This window comes from uncultured Campylobacter sp., from assembly GCF_938030685.1.
Taxonomy (GTDB): Bacteria; Campylobacterota; Campylobacteria; order Campylobacterales; family Campylobacteraceae; genus Campylobacter_B.
In genome coordinates this window covers 1-22,545 of sequence record NZ_CALHHX010000202.1, presented here as the reverse complement: position 1 = coordinate 22,545, position 22,545 = coordinate 1, and the positions used below count along the sequence as shown (strand labels likewise).

General features: G+C 47.8%; 23 protein-coding genes and 1 pseudogene. 8 read left to right on the top strand and 16 right to left on the bottom strand.

The genetic code is table 11. The features are described from left to right. Positions 1-8 precede the first annotated feature (8 nt). Entirely contained in the window at positions 9-128 is a 120-nt protein-coding gene (locus Q0369_RS11255) for a ChuX/HutX family heme-like substrate-binding protein (protein WP_366125042.1), read from the top strand. Positions 129-215: 87 nt separating this feature from the next. Here Q0369_RS11255 and Q0369_RS09800 read toward each other — a convergent pair whose 3' ends face one another. Next, positions 216-374 carry a hypothetical protein gene (locus Q0369_RS09800; protein ID WP_298099247.1) on the bottom strand — a complete coding sequence of 53 codons (159 nt, stop codon included), beginning with the start codon at positions 372-374 and terminating at the stop codon, positions 216-218. Between the two features lie 1,118 nt (positions 375-1,492). Between Q0369_RS09800 and Q0369_RS09795 the strand changes: the two genes are divergently transcribed. From Q0369_RS09795 to Q0369_RS09785, 3 genes are read left to right on the top strand one after another with little or no spacing between them, the layout of a single operon-like run. Continuing rightward, positions 1,493-1,735 carry a hypothetical protein gene (locus tag Q0369_RS09795; RefSeq protein WP_367178996.1) on the top strand — a complete coding sequence of 81 codons (243 nt, stop codon included), beginning with the start codon at positions 1,493-1,495 and terminating at the stop codon, positions 1,733-1,735. Between the two features lie 20 nt (positions 1,736-1,755). After that, complete coding sequence (locus Q0369_RS09790; protein ID WP_298099243.1) at positions 1,756-2,364, top strand: cytochrome C; 609 nt, start codon at positions 1,756-1,758, stop codon at positions 2,362-2,364. Then, on the top strand, positions 2,361-4,877 hold the full coding sequence (locus Q0369_RS09785; protein ID WP_298099239.1) for a molybdopterin guanine dinucleotide-containing S/N-oxide reductase: 2,517 nt from the start codon (positions 2,361-2,363) through the stop codon (positions 4,875-4,877). Before Q0369_RS09790 ends, Q0369_RS09785 begins: the two co-directional genes overlap by 4 nt. Before the next feature lie 386 nt (positions 4,878-5,263). Here the strand turns inward: Q0369_RS09785 and Q0369_RS09780 are convergent, their stop codons facing one another. The 11 genes from Q0369_RS09780 to Q0369_RS09730 form a co-directional block, all read right to left on the bottom strand. Continuing rightward, positions 5,264-5,656: a hypothetical protein gene (locus Q0369_RS09780; RefSeq protein ID WP_298099236.1), complete on the bottom strand. Its 393-nt coding sequence runs from the start codon at positions 5,654-5,656 to the stop codon at positions 5,264-5,266. 37 nt (positions 5,657-5,693) lie between these two features. Continuing rightward, positions 5,694-5,957: a Txe/YoeB family addiction module toxin gene (locus Q0369_RS09775; RefSeq protein ID WP_298099233.1), complete on the bottom strand. Its 264-nt coding sequence runs from the start codon at positions 5,955-5,957 to the stop codon at positions 5,694-5,696. Next, positions 5,954-6,217, bottom strand: coding sequence for a type II toxin-antitoxin system RelB/DinJ family antitoxin (locus Q0369_RS09770; RefSeq protein ID WP_298099228.1), 264 nt, complete (start codon positions 6,215-6,217; stop codon positions 5,954-5,956). The genes Q0369_RS09775 and Q0369_RS09770 overlap by 4 nt, the downstream gene beginning before the upstream one ends. Positions 6,218-6,341: 124 nt before the next feature. Next, the gene (locus Q0369_RS09765; protein WP_297960014.1) at positions 6,342-7,655 is read right to left on the bottom strand and encodes a sodium-dependent transporter; all 1,314 of its coding nucleotides are present in this window, start codon (positions 7,653-7,655) and stop codon (positions 6,342-6,344) included. A 650-nt stretch (positions 7,656-8,305) separates the two neighbouring features. Beyond that, on the bottom strand, positions 8,306-9,619 hold the full coding sequence (locus Q0369_RS09760; RefSeq protein WP_291939300.1) for a hemolysin family protein: 1,314 nt from the start codon (positions 9,617-9,619) through the stop codon (positions 8,306-8,308). A 321-nt stretch (positions 9,620-9,940) separates the two neighbouring features. Then, the gene (locus tag Q0369_RS09755) at positions 9,941-10,750 is read right to left on the bottom strand and encodes a M48 family metallopeptidase (protein WP_298099225.1); all 810 of its coding nucleotides are present in this window, start codon (positions 10,748-10,750) and stop codon (positions 9,941-9,943) included. A 1,089-nt stretch (positions 10,751-11,839) separates the two neighbouring features. After that, positions 11,840-13,099, bottom strand: coding sequence for a hypothetical protein (locus Q0369_RS09750; RefSeq protein WP_298099222.1), 1,260 nt, complete (start codon positions 13,097-13,099; stop codon positions 11,840-11,842). 11 nt (positions 13,100-13,110) lie between these two features. Then, positions 13,111-13,371: a DUF493 domain-containing protein gene (locus tag Q0369_RS09745; RefSeq protein WP_297921867.1), complete on the bottom strand. Its 261-nt coding sequence runs from the start codon at positions 13,369-13,371 to the stop codon at positions 13,111-13,113. Continuing rightward, positions 13,349-13,819, bottom strand: a complete 471-nt coding sequence (gene moaC / locus Q0369_RS09740) for a cyclic pyranopterin monophosphate synthase MoaC (protein WP_297917802.1) — start codon at positions 13,817-13,819, stop codon at positions 13,349-13,351. The genes Q0369_RS09745 and moaC overlap by 23 nt, the downstream gene beginning before the upstream one ends. 615 nt (positions 13,820-14,434) lie before the next feature. Further along, the gene (locus Q0369_RS09735) at positions 14,435-14,881 is read right to left on the bottom strand and encodes a hypothetical protein (protein ID WP_298099219.1); all 447 of its coding nucleotides are present in this window, start codon (positions 14,879-14,881) and stop codon (positions 14,435-14,437) included. Further along, a complete protein-coding gene (locus Q0369_RS09730) occupies positions 14,882-15,244 on the bottom strand; it encodes a DUF1508 domain-containing protein (protein WP_297917808.1) in 363 nt (120 codons plus the stop codon). It abuts the gene before it with no gap. A 116-nt stretch (positions 15,245-15,360) separates the two neighbouring features. Here Q0369_RS09730 and Q0369_RS09725 point away from each other — a divergent pair, with 116 nt between their 5' ends. Then, complete coding sequence (locus Q0369_RS09725) at positions 15,361-15,840, top strand: hypothetical protein (protein ID WP_297904142.1); 480 nt, start codon at positions 15,361-15,363, stop codon at positions 15,838-15,840. 231 nt (positions 15,841-16,071) lie between these two features. Here Q0369_RS09725 and Q0369_RS09720 read toward each other — a convergent pair whose 3' ends face one another. Further along, on the bottom strand, positions 16,072-16,197 hold the full coding sequence (locus Q0369_RS09720; protein WP_297990243.1) for a hypothetical protein: 126 nt from the start codon (positions 16,195-16,197) through the stop codon (positions 16,072-16,074). 70 nt (positions 16,198-16,267) lie between these two features. Between Q0369_RS09720 and Q0369_RS09715 the strand changes: the two genes are divergently transcribed. The 3 genes from Q0369_RS09715 to Q0369_RS09705 all read left to right on the top strand — a co-directional run bounded on the left by Q0369_RS09715 (position 16,268) and on the right by Q0369_RS09705 (position 19,879). Further along, positions 16,268-17,110 carry a DUF3737 family protein gene (locus Q0369_RS09715; RefSeq protein WP_298099216.1) on the top strand — a complete coding sequence of 281 codons (843 nt, stop codon included), beginning with the start codon at positions 16,268-16,270 and terminating at the stop codon, positions 17,108-17,110. A gap of 1 nt (position 17,111) precedes the next feature. After that, a complete protein-coding gene (locus tag Q0369_RS09710; RefSeq protein WP_298099213.1) occupies positions 17,112-18,305 on the top strand; it encodes a MalY/PatB family protein in 1,194 nt (397 codons plus the stop codon). A 188-nt stretch (positions 18,306-18,493) separates the two neighbouring features. Beyond that, a complete protein-coding gene (locus tag Q0369_RS09705; RefSeq protein WP_298099210.1) occupies positions 18,494-19,879 on the top strand; it encodes a DUF3137 domain-containing protein in 1,386 nt (461 codons plus the stop codon). A gap of 522 nt (positions 19,880-20,401) precedes the next feature. On the opposite strand, the gene Q0369_RS09700 is transcribed toward Q0369_RS09705, so the two are convergent. From Q0369_RS09700 to Q0369_RS09690, 3 genes and pseudogenes are all read right to left on the bottom strand, one after another. Continuing rightward, a complete protein-coding gene (locus tag Q0369_RS09700) occupies positions 20,402-21,343 on the bottom strand; it encodes a DUF4299 family protein (protein ID WP_298099208.1) in 942 nt (313 codons plus the stop codon). 55 nt (positions 21,344-21,398) lie between these two features. Then, positions 21,399-22,259 (bottom strand): cysteine ABC transporter substrate-binding protein, encoded by an 861-nt coding sequence (locus Q0369_RS09695; protein WP_298099205.1) that lies wholly within the window; start codon positions 22,257-22,259, stop codon positions 21,399-21,401. Between the two features lie 20 nt (positions 22,260-22,279). Beyond that, a pseudogene (locus Q0369_RS09690) lies at positions 22,280-22,545 on the bottom strand (amino acid ABC transporter ATP-binding protein); the annotation flags it as partial.

Sequence of the window (22,545 nt, the reverse complement as noted above, 5' to 3'; positions counted from 1 at the left end):
CGAAATTTGTGGGCTTTTACGACAAAGCGGGCGAGAATATCTTTAAAATTTACGTTTCGCGCGATGAGAAAGGACAGCTGCTAGCCGAGCAAGACGCGAAATTTGAAGCGCTAAAAGCCGCGATTTAGCGCTCGCGCAAGACCGCTCTTGCGCGGCTTGCGTAAAATTTGCTCTTGTCGGGCATTTAATCTTGATCTTGCCTTTTGCGCGCGAGATCAAATCCGCAAAATTTTATCGCAAAATAACGCTGCGCGCACTTCTATGCGCTCGCGCGCAAAGTCGATCCGCGCCGCCGCCTTCTTTATCTCTCGCCCATGCGTATTTATGGTTTTGATCTGCGGCGTAGAATCGCCTCCTTTTCTAGCCGCCTTCATTCAGAATCGATCTTGTCGGTTTAATTTACCAAACCGACTTTAGCGCGCAGGAATAGTTTTTCGAATTTGACGCAGAATCGTCCTTTTCTTTATTTCATCCCAAGCGCGCGCAGTATCTTGGGCGCAAAGAGTTTAAATTTAAACGGGCTCGCGGCAGGGCGAATTAAACGGATAAAATTTAGTCGGAGGATTTATGCAGCGGCGTTTTTAGCGGCCTTAAATTTTAAATTTTAGATTTGCTGCGCCACGCCGCCGTAAGGCGTAAATTTCGATCACGGGCTGTTTTGATCGAGTACAACTTCGGGTGATCGCAATTTTAAGCGCGCATGGTTTTAAAATTTGCGCCACACGGCTAGCTTTATTCTATCTTGTCGCACCGAGCCTCGTTCTGCCGCATCTCGTCTTGCCCCGCTCTCCTTTCTGCTCTGCGCCCACTCTTTTTTTCAAGGAAGGCGTGCGACCGGGATAAAAACCGCCCTACTTCGGATCAAAATTTTATTTTTCCTCAAAACAGAGCCGAATAAAGATAAATTTTATAAAATCTACCATTTTAATTTTATATCTCAAAAACTTTCTGCCGCCACGCAAGGAGCGTCAAATTTTAAAATTGAAATTTTATACGTTAAGCTTAAAGCTTATAAAACTCCGATATTTAGGGCAATACAGGCCTGAATTTTTATCTTTTATTGCTATAATTCCCTCATAAATTTAAATCTTAAGATTAAAAAGTATTCTTAAGAATTTTATAAGACGGAGGAGATCTTGAATAGATTGATTTTAAAGATTTACGCGTGGCAAAATACCGCTGCGCCGTGGTTTTGGCTCTTTGTGATAAGCGCAGGCTATCTTGCGACATCATATTTTTTCTTTCAGCGCTGCCTTTTTATGTCGCCTACGCAGATGAGCGCCCTCGTGCGTCTGGGCTTTGCCGTAGCGGGCGTGGGCGCATTCATCGGCCTACTGATGCCGTTTAGCTTCATAGCAAGCTCGTTGCTTACGCGCTTGGCTTTACGGGTGCGATATACGGCTATTTACAAAGCTCCGCGTCGCACCCCGCCGCAGATACCGCAAATTGCCTCGCAGCACCCACATTTCCTTTTGCGGCGCCGCTTGATAGCTTGCTGCCGGAGCTATTTCGCCCCGCAAGCTGCACGGGCACCCCGTCCTTCCCCGCAGGCACCGCGCTTAGCGATGTGCAGAGCTTTTTCGGCGGATTTTACGGCGAGGGATTTTATCTGGTGCCGAGCATTAAATTTGCAGACGCGGCGCAGTGCGCGCAGGTAGCGTTTGCGGCATTCACGGCGATTTTAACCGTGATGTTTGCGGGCTTTTTATACGGCAGATTTACGAGAAGTTTTTAAAATTTTTAGAAAGGATAAGCATGAAGTTTTTAAATTCTATTGCGGCTGCGGCGGCTCTTGCGGCTGTGATCGCAAGCTACGCTGGCGCCGAGGTTAAGGCGGGCGAGACGCTTTACGGCACGGTGCTAAAGCAGGTAAGCGTAAGCGGCGATTTGTCGCATAAGGACGGCAGGCTGCTGCCTACGAATGCCATAGAGGTACTGGAGGTCAAGGACGGAGTGGTGAAATTTTCGATCACCGGCTATCAAAATCCAAAGGCGCCTAACGTTATTTATTTCACGCCTAAAGCACGTATAATCGCGGTGGCGTTTTCGAAGCAGGCTAAATTTCAAAGCGAGAGCTTGGGCGAAGAGGACGGCTTTAATAAGGTTAAAATAACCGCCTACACCGACGAGGGCGCGCTAAGCGGCGACGTGGATAAAATTTTCGCGAGCGCCAAGGAGAAATTTGAAGCCTCGTGTAGCGTCTGTCACGCTCTGCACCAGCCGGCCGATTACGAAGCCAACAGATGGCCGGGCTATATCAAATCGATGCTTTCGCGCACGCCTATTAGCAAGGATGAGAGTTGGACGGTGGTACAGTATCTGCAAAAGCACTCCAAGGACGTAAATTTAAAGGATATGAAATGAAAAGACGAAATTTTTTAAAGCTCGGCGCGGCGGTTTCGGCGCTTCCGCTCATCCCAAGCTCGATGCTCGCGGCGGACAAACTCACCTCGCTTAAGAAAAACGGCGAAATTTTAACCGCGGCGCGGTGGGGAATTTTAAAAGCGAGCGTTAAAAACGGCAAGATCGTAAAATCCGCGCCGTGGAAGATCACCTCTAAAATTCCAAATACTCTTCAAAATACGATGGCGGATCTCGTTTATAATACGCGCATCAAAGCGCCGATGGTGCGAAAATCCTACCTCGCCGATCCCGATAACCCTAAGCCCGAGCTTCGCGGGCTTGACGAATGGATCGAGGTAAAATATGAAGACGCGATCAAACTCGTCGCGCGCGAGCTTAAAAAGACGCGCGAGCAAAAGGGCGCAGACTCGGTATTTGCGGGAAGCTACGGCTGGCAGAGCACGGGCAACGTGCATGTCTCAAGGACGCTGCTTCATAGATTTATGAACTTAAGCGGCGGCTTTACGGGCGTCACGGGCGATTACTCCACTGGCGCGGCGCAGGTTATCATGCCGCACGTAACGGGCTCAAATCAGGTTTATGAGCAGCAAACCTCGTGGCCCGTAGTGCTTGAAAACTCCAAAGTCGTGGTCTTTTGGGGTCTAAATCCGATCTCTACGCTTCGCGTGGCGTGGACGAGCTCGGACGAGCAGGGATTTAAGTATTTCGAGCAGCTAAAAAACAGCGACAAAGAGATCATCATCATCGATCCAATCAAAACCGTAAGCGGCAAGTATTTCGAGGGCAAGGCGCGATGGATCGCCCCTCGCCCGAACACCGACGTAGCGATGATGCTAGGTATGGCGCAGCACCTCTACTCGCAGGGCAAGTACGATAAGGAATTTTTACAAAACTACACCGTGGGCTTTGAAAAATTCGTGCCATACCTCACGGGGCAGAGCGACGGCGTGGCTAAGACGCCGGAGTGGGCTAGTGAAATTTGCGACATTAGCGCGGACGTGATTAAAGAGCTTGCGATAAAATTTTACGAAAACCGCACGATGATAATGGCGGGCTGGGGTATTCAGCGCGCTCATCACGGTGAGCAGGCGCACTGGATGATCGTAACTCTATGCGCGATGCTGGGGCAGATCGGACTTGCCGGAGGGGGCTTTGGCTTTAGCTACCACTATGCTAACGGCGGCGCGCCTACCTGCGCGGGCGGCGTGATCGGTAGAATGAACGCGGCAAGCGTCGGCATCGTTAAGGACGGAAAATTCCTAGGGCTTGCGCAGGATCAGAAGCAAGGCGGCGAAGCTACTCAAGCGTGGCTAGCAAATACGGCGAAGGTTGCCTTCCCTCTAGCTCGCATCGCGGACGCACTACTAAATCCTGGCAAGACGATCGATGCAAACGGCGAAAAGATCACCTATCCGAAGATAGACTTCATCTACTGGGTCGGTGGAAATCCGATCGTGCACCATCAAGACACCAACACCAATATCAAGGCTTGGCGCAAGCCGCGCACCATCGTAGTGAATGAAATTTACTGGACGCCGACTGCTAAGATGGCGGACATCGTGTTTCCGACCACGACGGAGTATGAGCGCAACGACATCACGATGAGCGGAGACTACTCCAACATGCATATCATCCCGATGAAGCAGGTCGTCGCTAAGCAGCACGGCGCGAAGGACGATTATCAAATTTTTACCGACCTTTGCAAGGCTTATGCAGATGGGCTTGCCGAGGTTTATACAGACGGCGGCAAAACGGAGATGGACTGGATCAAGGAATTTTACGAAGGGGCGGCGAGCGCCGTGAACGCAAACACCGCTTTGGGTATGCAGATGCCGAGCTTTGAGCAGTGGTGGGAGAAAAACGAGCCGACGGAATTTTACGAGACGCCCGAGAGTGCCGCATACGTGACGTTTGAGGATTTTAGAAACGATCCCGTTTTGGAGGCTTTGGGAACGCCTAGCGGGCTAATTGAAATTTACTCCGATACGATCGCTGCGATGAATTACAAAGACTGCGGCGCGCATCCGATGTGGTTCGAGCCCGTCGAGTGGCTCGGGATGAAGGATAGGCCTGCGAAATTTCACCTGCTTAGCATCCATCCGTATGACCGCTTGCATTCGCAGCAGAGTAACACCTCAAATCGCAAGAGATACGCCGTCGCGGATCGCGAGCCGGTGCTAATAAATACCGAGGACGCTAAGGAGCTCGGCATTAAGCAGGGCGATCTGGTGCGCGTGTTTAACGCTCGCGGCGAAATTTTAGCAGGTGCGAACGTAAGCAGCGACATAATGCGCGGCGTGGTGCAGATCTTCGAAGGCGCGTGGTACGATCCTAACGCCGAGGGGCTTTGCAAAAACGGAAGTCCGAACGTGCTTACGATCGATCTTCCTACGAGCGAGCTTGCCAACGGCAACATCTCCCACACGGCGCTGGTGGATATCGAGCTTTATAAACACAAGGCGGGCGAGGATATCAAACTAACCGCATTTATGCCGCCTAAAGGGGCGAAGTAAGGATTAGGAGTGGTCTGGGGTTTAAGACTGGCTCATTGCTGGCTTGGACTAGATACGCCGATCCCCTACAGGCTTTAGCCAAACTCGCCGTGGTTTTGCTACGGCGAGGCATATCGATTTCGACTTGCCGCTGCTTTATATAGTCTGGCTGTGTATTGGGACCAATTTGCTTGCTACAGCCTCGCGACTGCAACGATAGGTCGCGGAGCTGATTTAAATTTTATAGCCTTGCGCTTGCAGTGGTGACTGAGTTGATTTGACTTATCGTAACTTTGAGTTGCGGCAGGCTGGAGATAACAGCGAGCAATATTTGCCTCGCCGCCCTACTCTCTATTTGCTCGTGAAATTCTCGCTAAATTTAAGAACTTACCGTTTGGACTAAAATTTCAATCCAAACTAAAAAACCGCCTAAGCTTCCATTTAAAATTTTTCTTCGGAATTTGTGTATCACTAAAATCGTCGCTGTAAATTTCGTTTTTATCGGTGAAATAGCCGCTATTTTGAGCCTGCGGTATAAAGTCGGTCCGATCTTCTATTTTTACGTTTAGCGCCTTGAAATATTGTAGCAGCTCATAATACTCTTTTGTAGATACGGCATTTATTAAAAAGTAATTTCTGTTGTTAAATTTAACGACAAAATTTCTTTTTAACAGCCAAAGGCAAAATTTCGAAATTTGCTGTCTTAAATCTAGACTGAATTTCAAAATTTTAAGCCATAAAATAAGATAAAATTTTAAAATTCTACGCCTTTTTTGGGTGTGAAAGTTTTTTTGGGACAAATACTACCGCTTTGATATTGATGCTTTTGTACGTATTTTACTTATCTCCATAGTGAGTTTTACACTGAGCTATTTCTATGGCGCCATTAGATATTCTAAATACGAGCCGATTTTTTCCATCTATTCTAACACTATAAAGCCCCGATAAATTGCCCTTTAGCGCTTCGGGTTTGCCTATACAATCGTAGCCGTTACGCTCTATATCTAGGATTAACTTATTTATGCGCTTTATAATATTTTTATCATTTTCCTGCCAATACAGATAATCCTTCCAAGCTTCTTGCGACCAGATTTTTTTCATTGCTCCGCTTCTAATAAATCGCGTTCAATCCCGCTATTTTCCTTTAATTCGTCAAAAGAGCGCTTAAGATGAGATAAATTTTCGTGGCTATAAAAGGGATCTGCCGTCAACTCGAAAGGAATTTTGCGTTCTTGCAATACTTTTTTAGCAAATATTGTAAAAGCAGTAGTTAAATTTAGCCCCATTTCAGAGCATACTTCCTCCAACCCTTTTTTAAGCTCGGCATCCATTCTAAAATTTACGTTTATAGATCGCGTCATATTGTCTCCTTTTTGATTGCATTATACATTATTTATATGGATAATGCAATGATTTATAAATGTGATTTGCTAAAACTCCATTATGAGAGAATACTATTAATTATAAATCTAGAAAGATTTTAGTTCAAAACGAAATATGCATACTAAGCGCGATTATGCATAAAAGTAGCGCCAGCGGGACATAGACAAAGCGCCCGATATCATACCAGAGCTTGCCGCGAGCCCTATCTGCGCCCAGATTGATCTCATCTAAAATTTCATTCCGCTTAATCACCCAAAACCACGATATCGCGCCGATTACTGCTCCGATCGGAATGATATAAATTGATACGAAATCCATCCACGGTCCCCATGAGCTTATCGCTTCCATACCAAGGCCCGCACCAAGGCAGATCGCGCACAATAGCGCAAGCGTGAATGCACGGCTTAGCCTTGGAAACTTATGCATTAGCGATTCGGCAACTACTTCGAACATATTTTGAAGCGATGAAATTCCACCAAAAATCACGGCAGTAAATAAAATCACCGCAAAAATTCTACCACCTGCCATATCTTGCAAAATTTTAGGCAGAGTTACGAAAAGTAGCTTAGGCCCCGCCGCAGGATCCATTCCGTAGGCAAATACTGCAGGGATCATCACTAGCGCAGCTACCATCGCGGCTAGCGTGTCAAATAGCGCGGTATTTTTCGCCGCAGATACGACGTCTTCGTCCTTGGATAGATACGCGCCATAGACGATCATCCCTGAGCCCGTAATAGATAGCGAGAAAAATGCCTGTCCCATCGCAGAAATCCAAACCATCGGATCTGCTAGCTTAGTAAAATCGGCGCCGAAAAGAAAGGCATATCCGCCCGCAGCACCTTGCAGCGTCGCGACCCTAACCGCTAAAATCGCAAATAGCACGAAAAATAGCGGCATCATAATTTTATTCGTTTTTTCGATGCTTTTGGCGCCGAAAAATAGCGTCAGCAACGTGCCTGCGACGATTATGCAGTGATAAGGCACCACGGAGTAGGGCGTCAGGGCAAAAGAGTTGAACCACGTATCGGTATTTTCACTCATTAGCGAGCCGTCTATGGCTTGTACTAGCGCCTTTAGAACGTAGGCGATGATGACGGCATAGCCCACTGCGATACACATCGAACCGGCAAGCGGTAGCCAGCCGATAACCTTACCAATAGCGCCCAGTCCGCGGCTTTTCCACGCGTATTCGTATGAGCCTAGCGTGCCTGTTTTGGCGCGGCGACCGATCGCGTATTCGGCGCTTAGACCCACGTATGAAAACAGCGCTACGAAAAAAACGTAAATTAGCAAAAATGCGCCGCCGCCGTTCGTGCCGAGTTTATAAGGGAAGCCCCAGACATTTGCCATACCTACGGCGGAGCCCACGCAAGCGATGATAAAAGCCCAACGCGATGAGAATTTGTGTTTTGTCATAAAGCCATCCGTGCGAAAAATTTTCGTTATGGTAGCAAAAAGGAATTTAAGATTTATTTATGCGGAATTTTAAGGCGTGCCGATTTGATTACTTAGGAATTTTTAGAATTTAAAATTGCGAAGTTTTAAAGCAGGATTAGCGTAATTTTATGATCAAAATCGATAGAGTTAATTCTGCGATACTGCGCGGTAAAATTTTATCTTTATAATTTTAGAAAATTTTGCGCTTAGGCTTTGGCTTTAAAATTCGCTTGGTCTTGGCTTGTAGTGGGGCTTGATATTTAAGTTAGGCGAGAAATTTAGATCAATTAGAATTTTAAAATTCCGCAAAATTTTGAAATTTTTAAAATCTACGATCTCGCAAAATTTAAAAATAGGCTCATCAAGAAATTCTATCTAGCGTCGCTCTGGCAGAATTTTCGCGGTAGAATTTCGCCTTTTGTTTGTAATATGAAGAGGACTTATAAATAGCACTTTTATAAACCCTACAGGGCGGCGGGCATTCCTGTGCTCGCTATTAGGGCATCTATGTGGGAGCGGTGAATAAATTTTTGCCCTATATGGGGATTGAGAGCGTCGCAAGTGGCAGCATGTTTGAAATTTCCGGCACGCAGCATCGCAGAGTGAAATTTATTAACCCATACTTTGGCTTAGTTATTTTTCTCAGCTTCTTCATTTTCTTGGGGCTGCGCGACTGCTTTTTTGATCGCTTTTACGAGTGAAACTCTTGTGCCATCCATTCGCAGCACTTCATAGTCGCAGTTTTCATCGCTTATTTTATCGCCGATTTCAGGTAGGCTGCCGAAGAGATTAAAGACGTAGCCGCCGATCGTTAGCTGCTCGGTCTCCTCATCAAAGTCAATGCCCATAACCTCCTCGACGCCTTCGATCTCGAAACGCCCTCTAAACTCAAAGGTGTTCTCGTCGATACGTTTGAAATTTTGTGCATTCGCGTCGTGCTCGTCGTTGATGTCGCCAAAAATTTCTTCTATGATGTCTTCCATCGTCAAAAATCCCGCAGTACCGCCGTATTCGTCGATGACGAGCGCGGCAAAAATGCGCTGCTTATTCATCATAGGTAAAATTTTAGAGATCGGGCTGTTTTCAGGCACGATGATGAGCTTGCGCACGATCTTATCGAAGCTTTTATCTCCCTTTTGCTGGATGATGTCGCGGATGTGGATGAGGCCTAGGACGTTATCTTTGCTGCCGTCGATATATGGAAAGCGCGTAAATTTCGACTGCAATACGGTTGCGTAGTTTTCATCGTAGCTTTTTTGCTTATTTAGGCAAACTAGATCGCGCCTCGGCGTCATTATCTCTTTGGCGACCGTGTCGCTGAAATCGACGGCGTTTTTGATGATCTCGGTCTCTAGGCTATCGAGCACACCACCTTTTAGGCTCTCGCTCGCGATGATTTTGATCTCTTCGTCCGAAAGCGCAAGCTCGCTCTCTTTGGCAGGCTTTACGCCGATGATTTTAAGCGAGACGGCAGCGATGAAGTCAAACGCTTTTATGATCGGAAAAAACATAATCCAAAAAATATGAAGCGGTCTGGAGATAAAAAGCACGATCTTCTCGGTTTTGGCAATAGCGATGGATTTTGGCACCAGCTCGCCGAGCACGACGTGAAATAGCGTAACGAGCGTAAAAGATATGACGAAGGCGATCGTATGCGCCGCCGCTCCGCCGCCTATGCCGATGGATCTTAGTGGCAGCTCGATCAGTCTTGATACCGCGGGCTCGCCGATCCAGCCGAGGGCGAGCGAACTTATCGTGATGCCTAGCTGTGTGGCGCTGAGGTAGGTGTCTAGGGAGTTTGAAATTTTAAAAGCGAGCTTTGCGTTTGGAATTTTATCCTTGATAAGCTCTTCGAGGCGAGACTTTCTTACTTTGACGATTGAGAATTCCGAAAGAACAAAAAAAGCATTCATAAAGATGAATACAAAAGCTAAAACTAACATTAAAACCGAACTGTCCGTGTCCAAATTTTTTATCCTTTGAAATTTAAAAATAAATATTTATGATTATATCTAAAAACGCTTTAAAATCCAAAAGGCGTGGAAAATGCCTCGCGCCCGTGCGTAGAATTTTGCGGTAATTTAAAATTTCGCGCTGCGGCAGGCCTTTGTCGCGGCGAGATTCTATCGCGATAGAGCTTTGGCGCGGCGGCGGATAATCCTAGCGCTGTGCGCAAGCCCATTGAGAAATTTAAATGCGACGATAAAACCTGCTACTTAAAAAACCTCAGCGCGCAAACTCTTGCGAAATTTTAAATCGCAAGACTATCTATTTCTTGTGGCGGCCTCGTAAAGCGGCAAGACTTTCGGCATCACCTCTTTTAGATCGGCGATGCGATCGTCGTTTGAAGGGTGCGTGGACATAAATTTAAGCGGATGGCTCTCATTTAGCTTGTTCATCTTCTCCCAGACGTTTATCGCTGCCCTTGGATCGTATCCTGCGCGCGCCATCAGCTCAACGCCCATCAGATCGGCCTCCGTCTCATGCGTGCGCGAAAACGGCAGTGTGAATGTGTATTGAGCCGCCATGTTCAAAGCCGCTGAGCCCAGATCTCCAAGCCCTGCTGCAGAGCTTGCTACGGCGATACCGACATCTTTCATCTGTTCAGTCGAGGCTCGCTCGCGACTGTGTTCGCGCAATGCGTGCGACATCTCGTGCCCCAAAATAGCAGCCAGCTCGGCATCGGTAAGCTTAAGCTTTTCGATGATGCCCGTATATACGACGATGCGACCGCCAGGCATACACCAAGCATTGATCGTAGGGTCGTTGATTACGTTTACCTGCCAGTTCCATTTTAGTGCGTCTTTGCGGAATGCGCCTACTTGAGCTATTAGGCGCCTCGAGATGCCTCTAACACGATCAGTTAGCTTTTTATCGGTATTTAGGACGTGCTTGGCGTTTGCTTGGGCAGTAATTTGCTTGTAGGCAAGCGCGGCACTTTGATCCATTTCAGCTTCGCTTACGGTGATGAATTGCGAGCGATCGATGCCTACGGCGCCGCCTTGCGTGGTGCTCGCGCAGCCGGTAAAAATCATCATCGCAGCAAAGGATATTAAAAGAGCTAATTTTTTCATCTTTTCTCCTTGGAATTTTGCGGCGATTTTAGCGAAATTTGGTTAAATTTTTAGAATTTTATTTTGGATTGCCGGATTTTGCAGGCGCGATCTATTTGGAATTTGCCGTGAAATTTAAGAACACCCGTCGTCTTTAAAATAGAATTAGGCTTTGTAATTTAGGGATAAAATTTAGCGGAGATTTCGCAGAATTTTATCGTGGCGTAAACGAGGCATTGCTGTGTGAAAGTAGTGGATTTATCCAAATCCAAGTGCGACGTTGTATAAATAAGGCGCCTCTGCGCCCAAATAGAGCGGGAGCGCGGTTTTAAATTTACGCAACGATAAATCCGGTAGAATTTTATTTACACCAGGCGCTCGGCCCGGGCGCAGCAAGATCGGTTTAAAATTTATGCGATTAAATCGTGCGATAAAATGGGTTCGGATGTCGCTATGATTCGAGATGAGTCGCGCTAATCTTTGCAACGTAAAATTCTAATTGTTAGCTTAGTGGTAGCTCCTCACATCGCATCTTACGCTGCAGTGAAAATGATCGTAGAAATGCCAAACGCCAAGACGCCTTTTCGTAGAATTTATCTCGCGAAATTTCATTTGCGCGCGTCGGGATAAAATTTCAAACTGCAAACCACGCCGTATCATTTTGGATGGAATTTTAAAATTTTACGCGTTTAGAATTTTAAAATTCTGCTACGCAAATCTACGCGATGAAATTTCAAGCTTAAAAATCCGCGCCGTTTTTGGAATTTTATATATGCTCTGACAGCTATAAAATTTTGCACTTAGAATTTTATCACTGCGGCAAGATTTGGTTGGACCGGGGTCTCGCATCGCCGTAGGATTTTTGGCGGCACGGAATTTTGCAGCGCGCATCTAAATTTAGTTATGCAAAATTCGTAAAATTCTTTATCGGCATGGAATTTTACAGCGCTGTTAAAGCGCATAAAGAATTCTGCGCAGGCCTCGCAAACTCTAACGAAAGCTCCTTTCTTTTAGGGCACACGAGCTTTAAGGCATGCTAGTAAATTTTGCAGCGCAAAGCAGTGAGCGCTGAGTGTTTACCGCTAGGGATTTTGCGCCTGCGGCGCCCATTTAGTCCTTTTTGGACTTTAGCTTGGCGATCGTCTCTTTTGCGGCCTCGTAAGCCTTAGCGCTCATCTCGCGCGCCCTTTCGCTTACGTTTTTAGCGACGTCGGAGCTTTTTAGCTCGGCAAATTTTTGGCTCATTTTCTTTTCAAATTCGCTAAGCTCTTTTTTGATTGCGTCGAGCTTCTCGTCCAGATCGAGGTTTTCGATGATTTTGGCGCTTTTTTGGCTTAGTTCTTGAGTGATTTCGCGCGCTTTGGCGCTCGCCTTTTTTGCGCGCTCGCCAAGCTCGATCTCGCCGATTTTGGCGCTTAGTTGCTCGGCAAGATCGCTTGAAATTTTTCTAAATTTAGCCAAATAGCCTCCGAATTCTTCATCGGCGATCTTGGCGATTTCGCTTTTAGCGGGCTCCTCCGAGCTTGCGACCGCGTCGCTTAGCACGGCGCTAAATAGCTCGCTCATCTGCGAAATTTGAAGCCTTTCGTTCTCTAGGCTCTGCGCGTCGCTTGCTGGCGAGAAACTTAGCTCGTCGCGGTATCTTTCGGCGGCTTTGTTTATGCCGTCGTAGCAGCCTAAAATCGCGCCTCTAATCAGCGCAGAGGCTGTATTTTTGCTCTCGTTTGCGACGAAAATCGCGCGATTTATGATGATTTTTGAAATTTCTTTTGTACGGAATTTCGTAAATTCCCCGTCGCCTATAGCCGAAAATGCGATGTTTTTCGCCGTCTCGTGTGCGGTGTCCTCGATGTCGGTGCCGCTTTCGAGCACGCTTATGAAGGCCAGTTCGCTCGCTTCTTTCAGCACGTCCGCAAGCGGTAGTTTACTCGCAATCGCTTGCTGTAGCGCCGCGCCTATGTGCTCTTTTGCTTCTGTTTCGCTTGCGTTTTGCAGCGCGGTATCCAGATCGTCGTAGCTGCGCAAAACAAGGGTTTTAATCGCCTTTTGCTTACAAGCGATCTTTTTGCGCAGATCGTCGTAGTCGTAGATGAGCTTGTAAAGAGCCTGCTCGTCCTCGTCGCACAGCGCCTTTTTAACGCCGTTAAGTAGGGCTTCTGCCGTCTCATCGCTAAGCGCGCCCGCGTCTTTTAACTCGGCTGCGAAGTCTAGGATTAATTGCGTGCTTTTGGCGCTTTTACTCTCGTCGTCAAGCTCACACAAAGCCTTCGTGGCTTCTTGCAAGGCGAGCTCTTGCACATATGAGGCCAGCTCGGCTTGTGAAATTTGCGCGAGATCGGCGCCGAATTTTTTGATTATTGCTTCTTTCATTTCATCTCCTGTCACAATACATATTTAAAGTGGGCTTTTAAGCGCTCGAAAATTTCGTTTCGATGTAAGTCGTCCTTGACGAAAACGCTTACGTTGAAGCTCATATATTTGCCGCCGTTTGAAAAGCGCGAAAAGTCTATTTTGTAATTTTCGCCCTTTAAAATTTCATCGATCTGCTCGCGCTTTTGGGTGCTTGCGTCCAGGATAATTTTATATTCCCAGAAGAGCGGATAGTCGATTTTTGGCTTTTCAGCTCCTAGTATACACGCCACTTTTGCCTCCTTCTTTGCGCTGCAGCACTACATCCGTGATCTGCATCGACTTATCTATCGCTTTTAGCATATCGTAAATCGTCAGCAGCCCCACGCTCACGCCCGTTAGCGCCTCCATCTCGACGCCGGTTTTGCCGGTGATTTTTACAGTTACGAAAAGCTTAAACGCGCATTCGCTCGCAAGCTCCTCAATATCGGTTTTAATCGAAGTAATCGTAAGCGGATGGGTCATTGGTATGAGTTCGCTCGTCTTTTTAGCGCCCATTATCGCGGCAACGACGGCGGTTTGAAGCACGGGGCCTTTTTTGGCAGTGTTTTGCTTGACGGCGGCAAACGCCTCCGCACTCATTCGTATGATGCCGCTAGCAGTGGCTACACGCTCGCTATCGTCCTTAGCGCCGACATCTACCATGCGGGGCATATTGTTTTCGTCGATATGTGAAAGCATAAAATTTCCTTGCAGTTTTTGGCGGGATTATAGCAGAATTTCGGGCATAAAAAAAGCCCGAGCTTTTAAACTCGGGCTTCATACAAAAAGGAGGTTTTATCTTGTCGGACAAGGATGATTATACTACCTAAACAGTAAATAGAAATAAAATATATCCTTTTTAGGCGAACTCTTTATCGCTTAATTTATAGCCGTTTTTAAAATTTTGATGAAATTTGACGACTTATTATGCGCTGCGAGGAGATTTGAATCAGTACAAAATAAAACGGAGCCAAAGAGTGATTAAATTTGAAGCGGAGGTTAAAGAGCAAAGATAAAATTTAAGCGCATTTGAGATTGTTTCATCTTGAAGCGAGGATTTAAAGAGGGCCGAGCGGGGCGCTCCGTCGAGGTGCCATAAATAAAATTCTGCAAAGGCAAAACGGGCTTAAATTTTAAATAACTTTTACTTTAAATTTGAGTTCGCCTTAATTAAGCGCGAGGTTTTTGTGCGCGACGTAGCGTAAATTTAAACCTTCATGTGAGCGCCGCATTGCGCAGGCGCGGATTAAATAGCGCGCGCGAATTTAAACATCGTCGCGCAAAATCCGGCCTGCGTTTTAAATTTAGCCTCGTTTAAATTTTAAACGTTTTTAGCAGGCTGCCTAAATTTAACCCCTTGTCTTCGCCGTTTGCGCCTCCTCCTAAAAGATCGCCCAAAAAGCTACTTGCGTCGTTGATATCGATTTTGCCGTCGCCGTTGAGGTCGAGCTTGGCGCTTGCGATTTTGCCGATCAGCGCGCTAAAATCCACGCCTTTGCTATCGACGGCGTTTGCTTGCACGTCCTCGCCGCCGCCCAAAAGTCCGCCCAGCATCGAGCCTAGCGAGCTAGATCCGCCGCTTTCGTTTTTGCTTAAAAAATTTGAGCTGATGCCCGCAATTATCGCATTTGTCTGATCGTCTGGCAGATCCACGCCTAAAAATTTCTCGATAAAAGCGACCGGACCGCTTTGAAATTCTCTTAAATTTTTATCGTCGCTTTTAAGCGCCGAGACCATATTTACAAGTCCGTTTATGTCCATTTACGCCTCCTTGATCTTGGCTTTTGGGGCCTGTTTTACAATAAGTTCTATTACTTTTAGGGCGTCCGCCTTGGCCTCAAAATCCTTGCTAACGGCGATGATCTGTCCGTTGCTAGCCGTTAGGCGGAAGCGAACCTTGCCTGCTTTATCGGTGTAAAGCTCAAATTTCGGATTATTTAGCTTTTCTCCGCCTGCGATTTGATCCTCGATCTTATTTAGCGCGGCGTTTTTTGCGACGCTTTCGATGCCGTTTTTGCAAGCGGCCTTGCTCGTGTAAACCTCGGAGGTGCACAGTACGTGCCCGTCATAAAGTAGATCGAATTTGCAGCCGTCCTTGGCGTCTTTGATTAAAAACTCAGCCATTTTTCATCCTTTCGTAAAAGATATCGTTATTTTAGCTAAAATTTTAATAAATATTTTTAATAGGCGTGGAATTTTCTGCTAAAATTGCGCACAAATTTCATTTACAAAGGATCATAATGATAAAGGCTCTACGTTTTAGCTTGATTTTCGCCGCTACTTTAGGATTTGGCGCGGATGAGAGCGATGCATTATTTAAGGACATAAGGACGCGTCTGGGTTGCAATCTAGCCGCACAGGACTGCGAGACTAACGCGGGCGGGCAGAAGGCGCTCTTTAGCGTGGCGCGCCATCCGATCGAAGCGGGAGCAAACGAGCTAAAAATAAGCGGAATTTCGCGTGAGCTGAAAAATCCGAGCGTTAAAATTTCGGGCGTGAGTATGAATATGGGCAATGCGGAATTCCCGCTAAAGCGCAGTGCAGACGGCTATGAAGCGACGCTTGACGTTGCAGTGTGCACGCACGCCGTAATGCGCTACAAGCTTGAAATTTACGAGGATGGCGAGCCCAGCGGGCTTTTTGTGTATTTTGATCTGCGAAAGCGTGCTACGGATCGAGACCGCGGCGAAGACATCCACTTGCATCACCACGAACATTAGACGCGCCCTGTTTGTGCGCGGGGTAAAATTTTACGCTTCTTTGCGACGTCTGCTAAAATTTACACGTTGCTCGGAGAAAATTTTATAAATTTTATAAAGCGCCGCTTGCGATAAATTTTATGTATCTTTCGAGCGACACGCGTCGCGAGCAGATACAGATGCCTGCGTAAATACGCGGCTAGCCGTGGCTACCTGACGCGCTTATGGGCATTTTGCACGTACACCATTGACTTATAGGCGCGCGGCTATTTGCCGCGCATTCACCGCATATGTTTCGTAACCACTACCGAGGCACATCAAATTTAGCCCCTCGCCGCCTTTAAATTTTAAAATTTTTAAAATTCGCTTGCGTTTCATACGCCTAATCTATGCGGAATTTTGAAATTCCTTGTATAATCTGAAGCAAATTTTAAATCTAAGGAAAGCCATGCAAATATTAAGACAAAAGCACTTTAGCGGCGAGCGCGCGCTGTTCGGCGCAAAGGATCTGCGGATCGAAAATTCCGTCTTCGGTGAGGGCGAGTCGCCGCTAAAACACAGCGCAAATATCGTCGCGCAAAACTGTAAATTTGAGTGGAAATATCCGTTTTGGTACGCCGAAAATATCCGCGCGCAAGACTGCTTCTTCGACGAGATCGCGCGCGCAGGGATCTGGTATAGCCGCGGCGTGGTGCTAAAAGATTGCCTCTACGGTGCGCCTAAAGGGTTTCGCCGCGTAAAAGACGCCGCGCTACAAAACGTAGAATTTCACGACGCGCAAGAGACCTTGTGGCACTGCAGCGAGGTCACGCTAAAAAATGTCACCGCAAAGGGCGCTTATTTTGGGCTTGATTGCGAAAGCTTAAGTATCGAAAATCTATCGCTTTTTGGGGATTACTGCTTTGACGGCTGCAAAAACGTAACGATCAAAAACTCTAAGCTCCTATCCAAGGACGCGTTTTGGAACTGCGAAAATATCCTTATCGAGGACTGCTTCATCGCGGGCGAGTACTTCGGGTGGAATTCCAAAAACGTAACGCTTAAAAATTGCAAGATCGAGAGCCTGCAGGGCTTTTGCTATATGCAAAATTTGCGCTTGCAAGACTGCGAGCTCATAAATACGACGCTAGCGTTTGAATACAGCGACGTCCGTGCCGAGATAAAAGGTGCGATCGATAGCGTCAAAAATCCGAGCAGCGGGCTGATCCGCGCGGCAAGCATCGGCGAGCTGATCCTAGACGGCGCAACGGACGCGTCTAAAACTGAAATTATTACTGAATTAAGGGCGTAAGATGGGACTTTTTGATTTTATAAGTGGCAAGGAGAAATACGACTTCGACACTCTGCCAAACCGCCGCGGCACGAAGTCGCTTAAATGGGACGTAGGCGAGAATGAGCTTCCGATGTGGGTCGCGGACATGGACTTTGCCGTAGCGCCCGAGATCATCGAGGCTCTGCAAAAGCGGCTAAATGAGCGGGTTTTGGGCTATTCGCTTGTGGATGATGAATGGCGCAGCGCGTATCAAGGCTGGTGGCTCGCGCGCCACGATTATGAAATCCAAAAGGAGTGGCTAATCTATGCTAGCGGCACGCTGCCTGCGATCGATTCGATCATCCGTAAGCTCACCTCGCTCGCCGAAAACGTGCTGCTAATGAGCCCCGTTTACAACTGCTTTTACTACTGCATCAAAAACGCCGCCCGCGTGCCTGTGGAGAATGAGCTTGCCTACGCTAACGGCGATTATAGCATCAATTGGGAGGATATGCAGGCTAAGCTCGCCGATCCGCAGACGACGCTTTTTATCCTTTGCAACCCGCACAATCCGGTCGGCCGCACCTTTAGCAGAGACGATCTTGCTCGTATCGGCGAGCTGTGTGAGAAGCACGGCGTTACGGTGCTTAGCGATGAGGTGCATTGCGATTTGACCGAGCCCGGCGTGCGTTACACGCCATTTGCCGCGGCAAGTAAGAGCTGTGAGAGGATTTCGGCTAGCATAATCGCGCCAACCAAGGCGTTTAACATCGCGGGGCTACAAAGCGCGGCGGTCTTTGCCGCAGATAAGCGCTTACGTCATAAAATTTCAAAGACGCTAAATTCCGACGACATCGCCGAGCCGAATTTTTTCGCAGTGCAGGGCGCGATCGCCGCATTTACGAAGGGTGCGGCGTGGCTGGACGCCTTGCGCGAATACCTCAGCGAAAATCGCAAATTCGCGACGGAATTTATTGCGCGTGAGCTTCCGCAGGTGCATGTCGTGCCGCAAGACGCGACCTATCTGATGTGGCTCGATGCGGGCGCTTACACGCAGGATAGCGCGGAGCTTGCGCGCTTCATCCGCGAAAAAACGGGGCTGTATCTCTCCTGTGGCGCGCAATACGGCAAGGGCGGCGAGAAATTTTTGCGCTTAAATATCGCGACCTCTAGGGCGCTGCTAAAAGACGGGCTAGGGCGGCTGAAAGATGCGCTAAAGATTTGCCCGCATTAAACGAACTGCGCCGCGGCAAAGACGAAATTTAAAATTTTATAACGGCTAAATTTAAAGCGGTGGAGTAAATTTTAAAATTTATCACAGCAGGGCGCTAAATTTAGCGGCGATCAGGCTGCGGCGCGCGGTTAAATTTAAACATTTGCGCGGCAAAAACCGGCGCTTAAATGCGCTACAAAAGGCGGATTATGGATAGAAACGGCGATTTAGAGGAGCTTTACCTGCTTGAAAAACGGCGCGAAAAGCTCGCGCGTATTAGCAAGCTCGTCTCATTTTTGATAACCCTGCTGCTGCTCGGGCTTTACGTGCTTTTAAATACGAGGGCGAAGCCCGTCTCGTTTGATACGAATTGGCTCATAGTCGCGCTTTTCATCATCTTTCCCCTCTTAAATGGGCTGCTCTACCGCCTATTTTACAGCTTAAACTTTGGCAAAAACGGCGGCACGCAGCGCGCAAATTTTGATAAATTTAGCGACTTCGACACGGCGCAAAATACAGGTGCGCTAGGGCAGGGCACAGCGCAAGATGGGCAAATTTTAAGCGCCGATGTGAAAGAGGGGCAGGTATTAAAAGCTGAAGCGGGCGAGGGTAGCGGCTTTAAGGACAGCGATAGCCGCATGAGCGCTACTTACGGAAGGTTTGAGCCCAAAGCCGTCGAAGGTGAGGGCGGGGGCAAAGAGAGCGGAGCAGCCGGATCAAAATTTAACTTTCTAGCCGATCTGCAGAGCCTGGAGGATGAGCGCGCGGCGCTGCAAAAAGCGGTGAAAAAGGCCAGTCTCATCGCCGCTGTCGTAGGGCTCGGTGTGGGCGCACTGGTGGCGCGCTTTTGGGACGAAGTGGCGCCCGGCGTATTTTTCGGCATCTCCGTTTATGGCGTCGTGAGCGCTCTTTTGACGGCGAGCAAAAGACGGAATTTCAGATCAAATTTCAAAAGCAGGATCATCGCGAGCATCGCAAAAAGCTTCGGGCTTAGCTACGACGAAAGCGGCGGGCTGGGGGTGGATGAGTTTTTTGAAATTTACGACTGCTACATAAACGAGCAATCGAGCGAGGATATGATGAGCGGGGAGGTGCAGGGCGTGCGCGTGAGGTTTAGCGACTTTTACGCCGCCGAAAAGGTGCGCACCAAAAACGGCACTCGCACCGACATAAAATTTCACGGAGTGCTTTTCGTCGCGGACTTTCATAAAAGGCTTAACTGCGAGGTGCGCGTATGTCACAAAAACTCGCGAAATCTGCGCAAATACGGGCAGCGAGCGAATATGGACGATGTGAAATTTGAGGAGTTTTTCGACGTCTATACGACCGATCAGGTAGGCGCTAGATACGCTCTGACGCCGCTTTTGATGCAGCGACTGACGGAGATCTATCTAAGGCTGGGCTCGCAGATAAACGCGGTGCTAAGGGAGGATAAAATTTACGTGGCGATCGAGACCTGGCGCGATAATTTCGAGCCTAGAATCGACTGCTCGCTAAAGCAGGACGCCACGATAGCGCTTTACGTAGATGAGATCGGCGCGCTTGCGGGTATCGTGAGCGAGCTAAATTTGAACCGCAAAATTTGGAGCGAATGAGGCGAGCAGCAGCGCTGTGGAGTATGGCAGAGGCGGCTGCATACGGCCGTAGCGGCGTAAGATAGGACAAAGCGCGCGGGATTGTAGGCTCAGCTACACGACACAGATGCGCTGTCTAGCTAAACGTAGAAATGGATGCGTTGCGCGGATCGTGCGTTTGGCTCATCGGTACGGAAATTTAGCCCGCGCGTAGCCTACAAGCTGCTTTGAGCTCTAATCAAAAGATAGGATGAGTGCGCGGTTAGTATCTGCATAAATTTTGCAAGCCGTCTATAAAATTTTTATAAATTTTCGATTTGTTTAATGCACGGCCGCTCGCGATTTATCACTGCTTGTGCGATATAAATTTTTATCGCACAAGCAGTTTGTATTAGAATTCTACTATCGCTTGAAATTTTACGCCGCCGCGCGCGACTTAAAATTTGCCGCGACGACGGGCGCTAGGCTGCATTTCGGCTAGGCTAAATTTACTCTCTGTCTCATTACAGCATGGCGGTAAAATTCCGCGGCAAGATAAACCGCTTAGTCCGCCAGCCCCTCTTTGCCGCATTTTGCGATGAGAGCGTCAAATTCCGCTTTGCTAAATGCGCTTACGATTATGTTTTTCGCGTCGATAAATTCGTATTTTTCTTTCGGCAAATTTTGGATGAAATTTTCATATTTCAGCGTCGCAAGAATATCGTGCTTTTCACAATGATCCTCATCGCCTCCAAAAATGGCGACGCTCCACCGCGAAACTTCCTTCTCGCCCAGAATTTGTAAATTATTGTAATCCACTCTGGGCTCAAAGGGTAGTACGGCAGCAATATCTTGCGGAAGGATATATCGCCCTATGATCTCACTATCCTCGTTTATGCCGGAAAACATCTGATCTGAAAAATATGCGTTTAGGTTTTGGATATCGGTTACGAATTTGCTAAATTCGTCTGCGGGATCCGGCGCGTCCATAATGTGCGCGATAATTTTTTGATCAAATGAAACTTCGTTTCGCACGCCGTAAATCGTACACATTACCGCTTTCTCTTCCAAATTTCGTTTTATATTTGCAAGTCCAGCGTGTATATCAGACTCGAAGTCAAAGCCCTCGATATTTTGCGCGCTAAATTTCTCCCCGTCCTCGCTCGTGATTTCGCCGTCCATTTTCAGGGCCAAATTTTTGAGGTATTCTAGCGCGATCCGCCAGTCTGAACGGGTGCTAGGCGTGCCGATACAGACATTATACGCGCCATCCTCGTAGCATACCTCAAGACCGCGCCCGCTAAGTCCGTCCGCACCTGCAGTCAAGCAGCTAAGCTCGCTTAGCTTCGTGCTGTAAAAACCCTCAGCGTCAAATTCCTCGTCGTCTTCATCCGCGTTAAACTGCGATAAATTCGGCACCAGCCGTAGTGCCTCCTCTACGCTCATCACGGGCGCTTCGTCTCCCGAAGGCTTCTTTTTGTTTTTGACGAAAAACGTGATACTCATTTTGATCCTCTGGAATGAAATTTAGCTCAAAATGCACTTTAAGCTTGGACTAAATTTATAACTTCCCGCCCTCGATTACGACGTCGTCAGCTTTGATGTCGTCGCCGTATACCGGCGCTAGCGTCGCGTCGTAGTCGGCGTGGAAAAATTTCTCGCCCGCAAGCTTTACGATTAGATCGTCAAGCCATTTGCGAAGCTCGTCGTTGCCCTTTTTGACCGCAGGCGCGATGACGTCCTGATCGCCGAGCGAGCGGATGCCTACCTTAAAGCCAGGGTTTGACTTCGTCCACGCAAACAAAAGCGTATTATCATGCGCGATCGCATCGCCTCTGCCGTCCAGCATCGCACCGAAAGTCTCGGTATTTTGGTCAAATTTTAAAAGCTTGATCTCGGGGTGGTTTTTCGTAAAATACAGATCCGCGGTCGTGCCTTTGTTGATTAAAAGCGTTTTGTCCTTAAGCTGCGAAACGTCGGTGATATCGCCGCCCTTGCTCGCGACGCCGAGAGCTACCTTCATATACGGTAGCGCGAAATCCACGACCTCTTTACGCTCCGGCGTGACGGTGAAATTTGCAAGCGTGATATCGACTTTGTCGGACGCCAAAAATTCCGCGCGATTGGCCGCCTCTACGAGCACGAACTGCACCTTGCTCTCATCGCCCAAAAGCTCCTTTGCGATGCGTTTTGCAAAATACACGTCGTATCCCGCGTTTTTGCCCGTCTCGTCAATGTAGCCAAACGGCGGCTTATCGCCGAAAACGGCGATCCTTACCACGCCGCGCTTTTTAACTCCGTCTATATAGCTTTGCGGAGCGGCGGAACCTTGTGCGGAATTTGAGGAGCCTTTGCCCTCGTCGTTGCAACCTGCGAAAAATAACGCAACTAAGATAAAAAGCGTGCTTAGCGTTTTTTTCATCTTTTCTCCTTTATTAAAATTTATTTTTTAAATTCAAACATATTTAAAAATTTCTTCGCACGCTCGCTCTTCGGAGCGGTGAAGAACGCTTCCGGCTCGTTAATCTCCACGATACTTCCCTCGTCCATAAAAACTATGCGATCGGCTACGGCGCGCGCAAAGCCCATTTCGTGCGTCACGATTAGCATCGTCTGCCCCTCTTTGGCAAGATTTAGCATTACGTCTAGCACTTCGCGCACGATCTCGGGATCAAGTGCCGCGGTAACCTCGTCAAAAAGCATAATCT

Bases quoted from the DNA above. Each gene is read 5' to 3' on its own strand.
- Q0369_RS09730 (WP_297917808.1), bottom strand. From the start codon at position 15,244: ATGGCTGAGTTTTTAATCAAAGACGCCAAGGACGGCTGCAAATTCGAT.
- Q0369_RS09725 (WP_297904142.1), top strand. From the start codon at position 15,361: ATGATAAAGGCTCTACGTTTTAGCTTGATTTTCGCCGCTACTTTAGGA.
- moaC (WP_297917802.1), bottom strand. From the start codon at position 13,819: ATGCTTTCACATATCGACGAAAACAATATGCCCCGCATGGTAGATGTC.
- Q0369_RS09710 (WP_298099213.1), top strand. From the start codon at position 17,112: ATGGGACTTTTTGATTTTATAAGTGGCAAGGAGAAATACGACTTCGAC.
- Q0369_RS09750 (WP_298099222.1), bottom strand. From the start codon at position 13,099: ATGAAAGAAGCAATAATCAAAAAATTCGGCGCCGATCTCGCGCAAATT.
- Q0369_RS09770 (WP_298099228.1), bottom strand. From the start codon at position 6,217: ATGACGCGATCTATAAACGTAAATTTTAGAATGGATGCCGAGCTTAAA.
- Q0369_RS09715 (WP_298099216.1), top strand. From the start codon at position 16,268: ATGCAAATATTAAGACAAAAGCACTTTAGCGGCGAGCGCGCGCTGTTC.
- Q0369_RS09720 (WP_297990243.1), bottom strand. From the start codon at position 16,197: ATGAAACGCAAGCGAATTTTAAAAATTTTAAAATTTAAAGGCGGCGAG.
- Q0369_RS09735 (WP_298099219.1), bottom strand. From the start codon at position 14,881: ATGGACATAAACGGACTTGTAAATATGGTCTCGGCGCTTAAAAGCGAC.
- Q0369_RS09760 (WP_291939300.1), bottom strand. From the start codon at position 9,619: ATGTTAGTTTTAGCTTTTGTATTCATCTTTATGAATGCTTTTTTTGTT.
- Q0369_RS09700 (WP_298099208.1), bottom strand. From the start codon at position 21,343: ATGAGTATCACGTTTTTCGTCAAAAACAAAAAGAAGCCTTCGGGAGAC.
- Q0369_RS09765 (WP_297960014.1), bottom strand. From the start codon at position 7,655: ATGACAAAACACAAATTCTCATCGCGTTGGGCTTTTATCATCGCTTGC.
- Q0369_RS09705 (WP_298099210.1), top strand. From the start codon at position 18,494: ATGGATAGAAACGGCGATTTAGAGGAGCTTTACCTGCTTGAAAAACGG.
- Q0369_RS09775 (WP_298099233.1), bottom strand. From the start codon at position 5,957: ATGAAAAAAATCTGGTCGCAAGAAGCTTGGAAGGATTATCTGTATTGG.
- Q0369_RS09695 (WP_298099205.1), bottom strand. From the start codon at position 22,259: ATGAAAAAAACGCTAAGCACGCTTTTTATCTTAGTTGCGTTATTTTTC.
- Q0369_RS09785 (WP_298099239.1), top strand. From the start codon at position 2,361: ATGAAAAGACGAAATTTTTTAAAGCTCGGCGCGGCGGTTTCGGCGCTT.
- Q0369_RS09755 (WP_298099225.1), bottom strand. From the start codon at position 10,750: ATGAAAAAATTAGCTCTTTTAATATCCTTTGCTGCGATGATGATTTTT.
- Q0369_RS09790 (WP_298099243.1), top strand. From the start codon at position 1,756: ATGAAGTTTTTAAATTCTATTGCGGCTGCGGCGGCTCTTGCGGCTGTG.
- Q0369_RS09800 (WP_298099247.1), bottom strand. From the start codon at position 374: ATGAAGGCGGCTAGAAAAGGAGGCGATTCTACGCCGCAGATCAAAACC.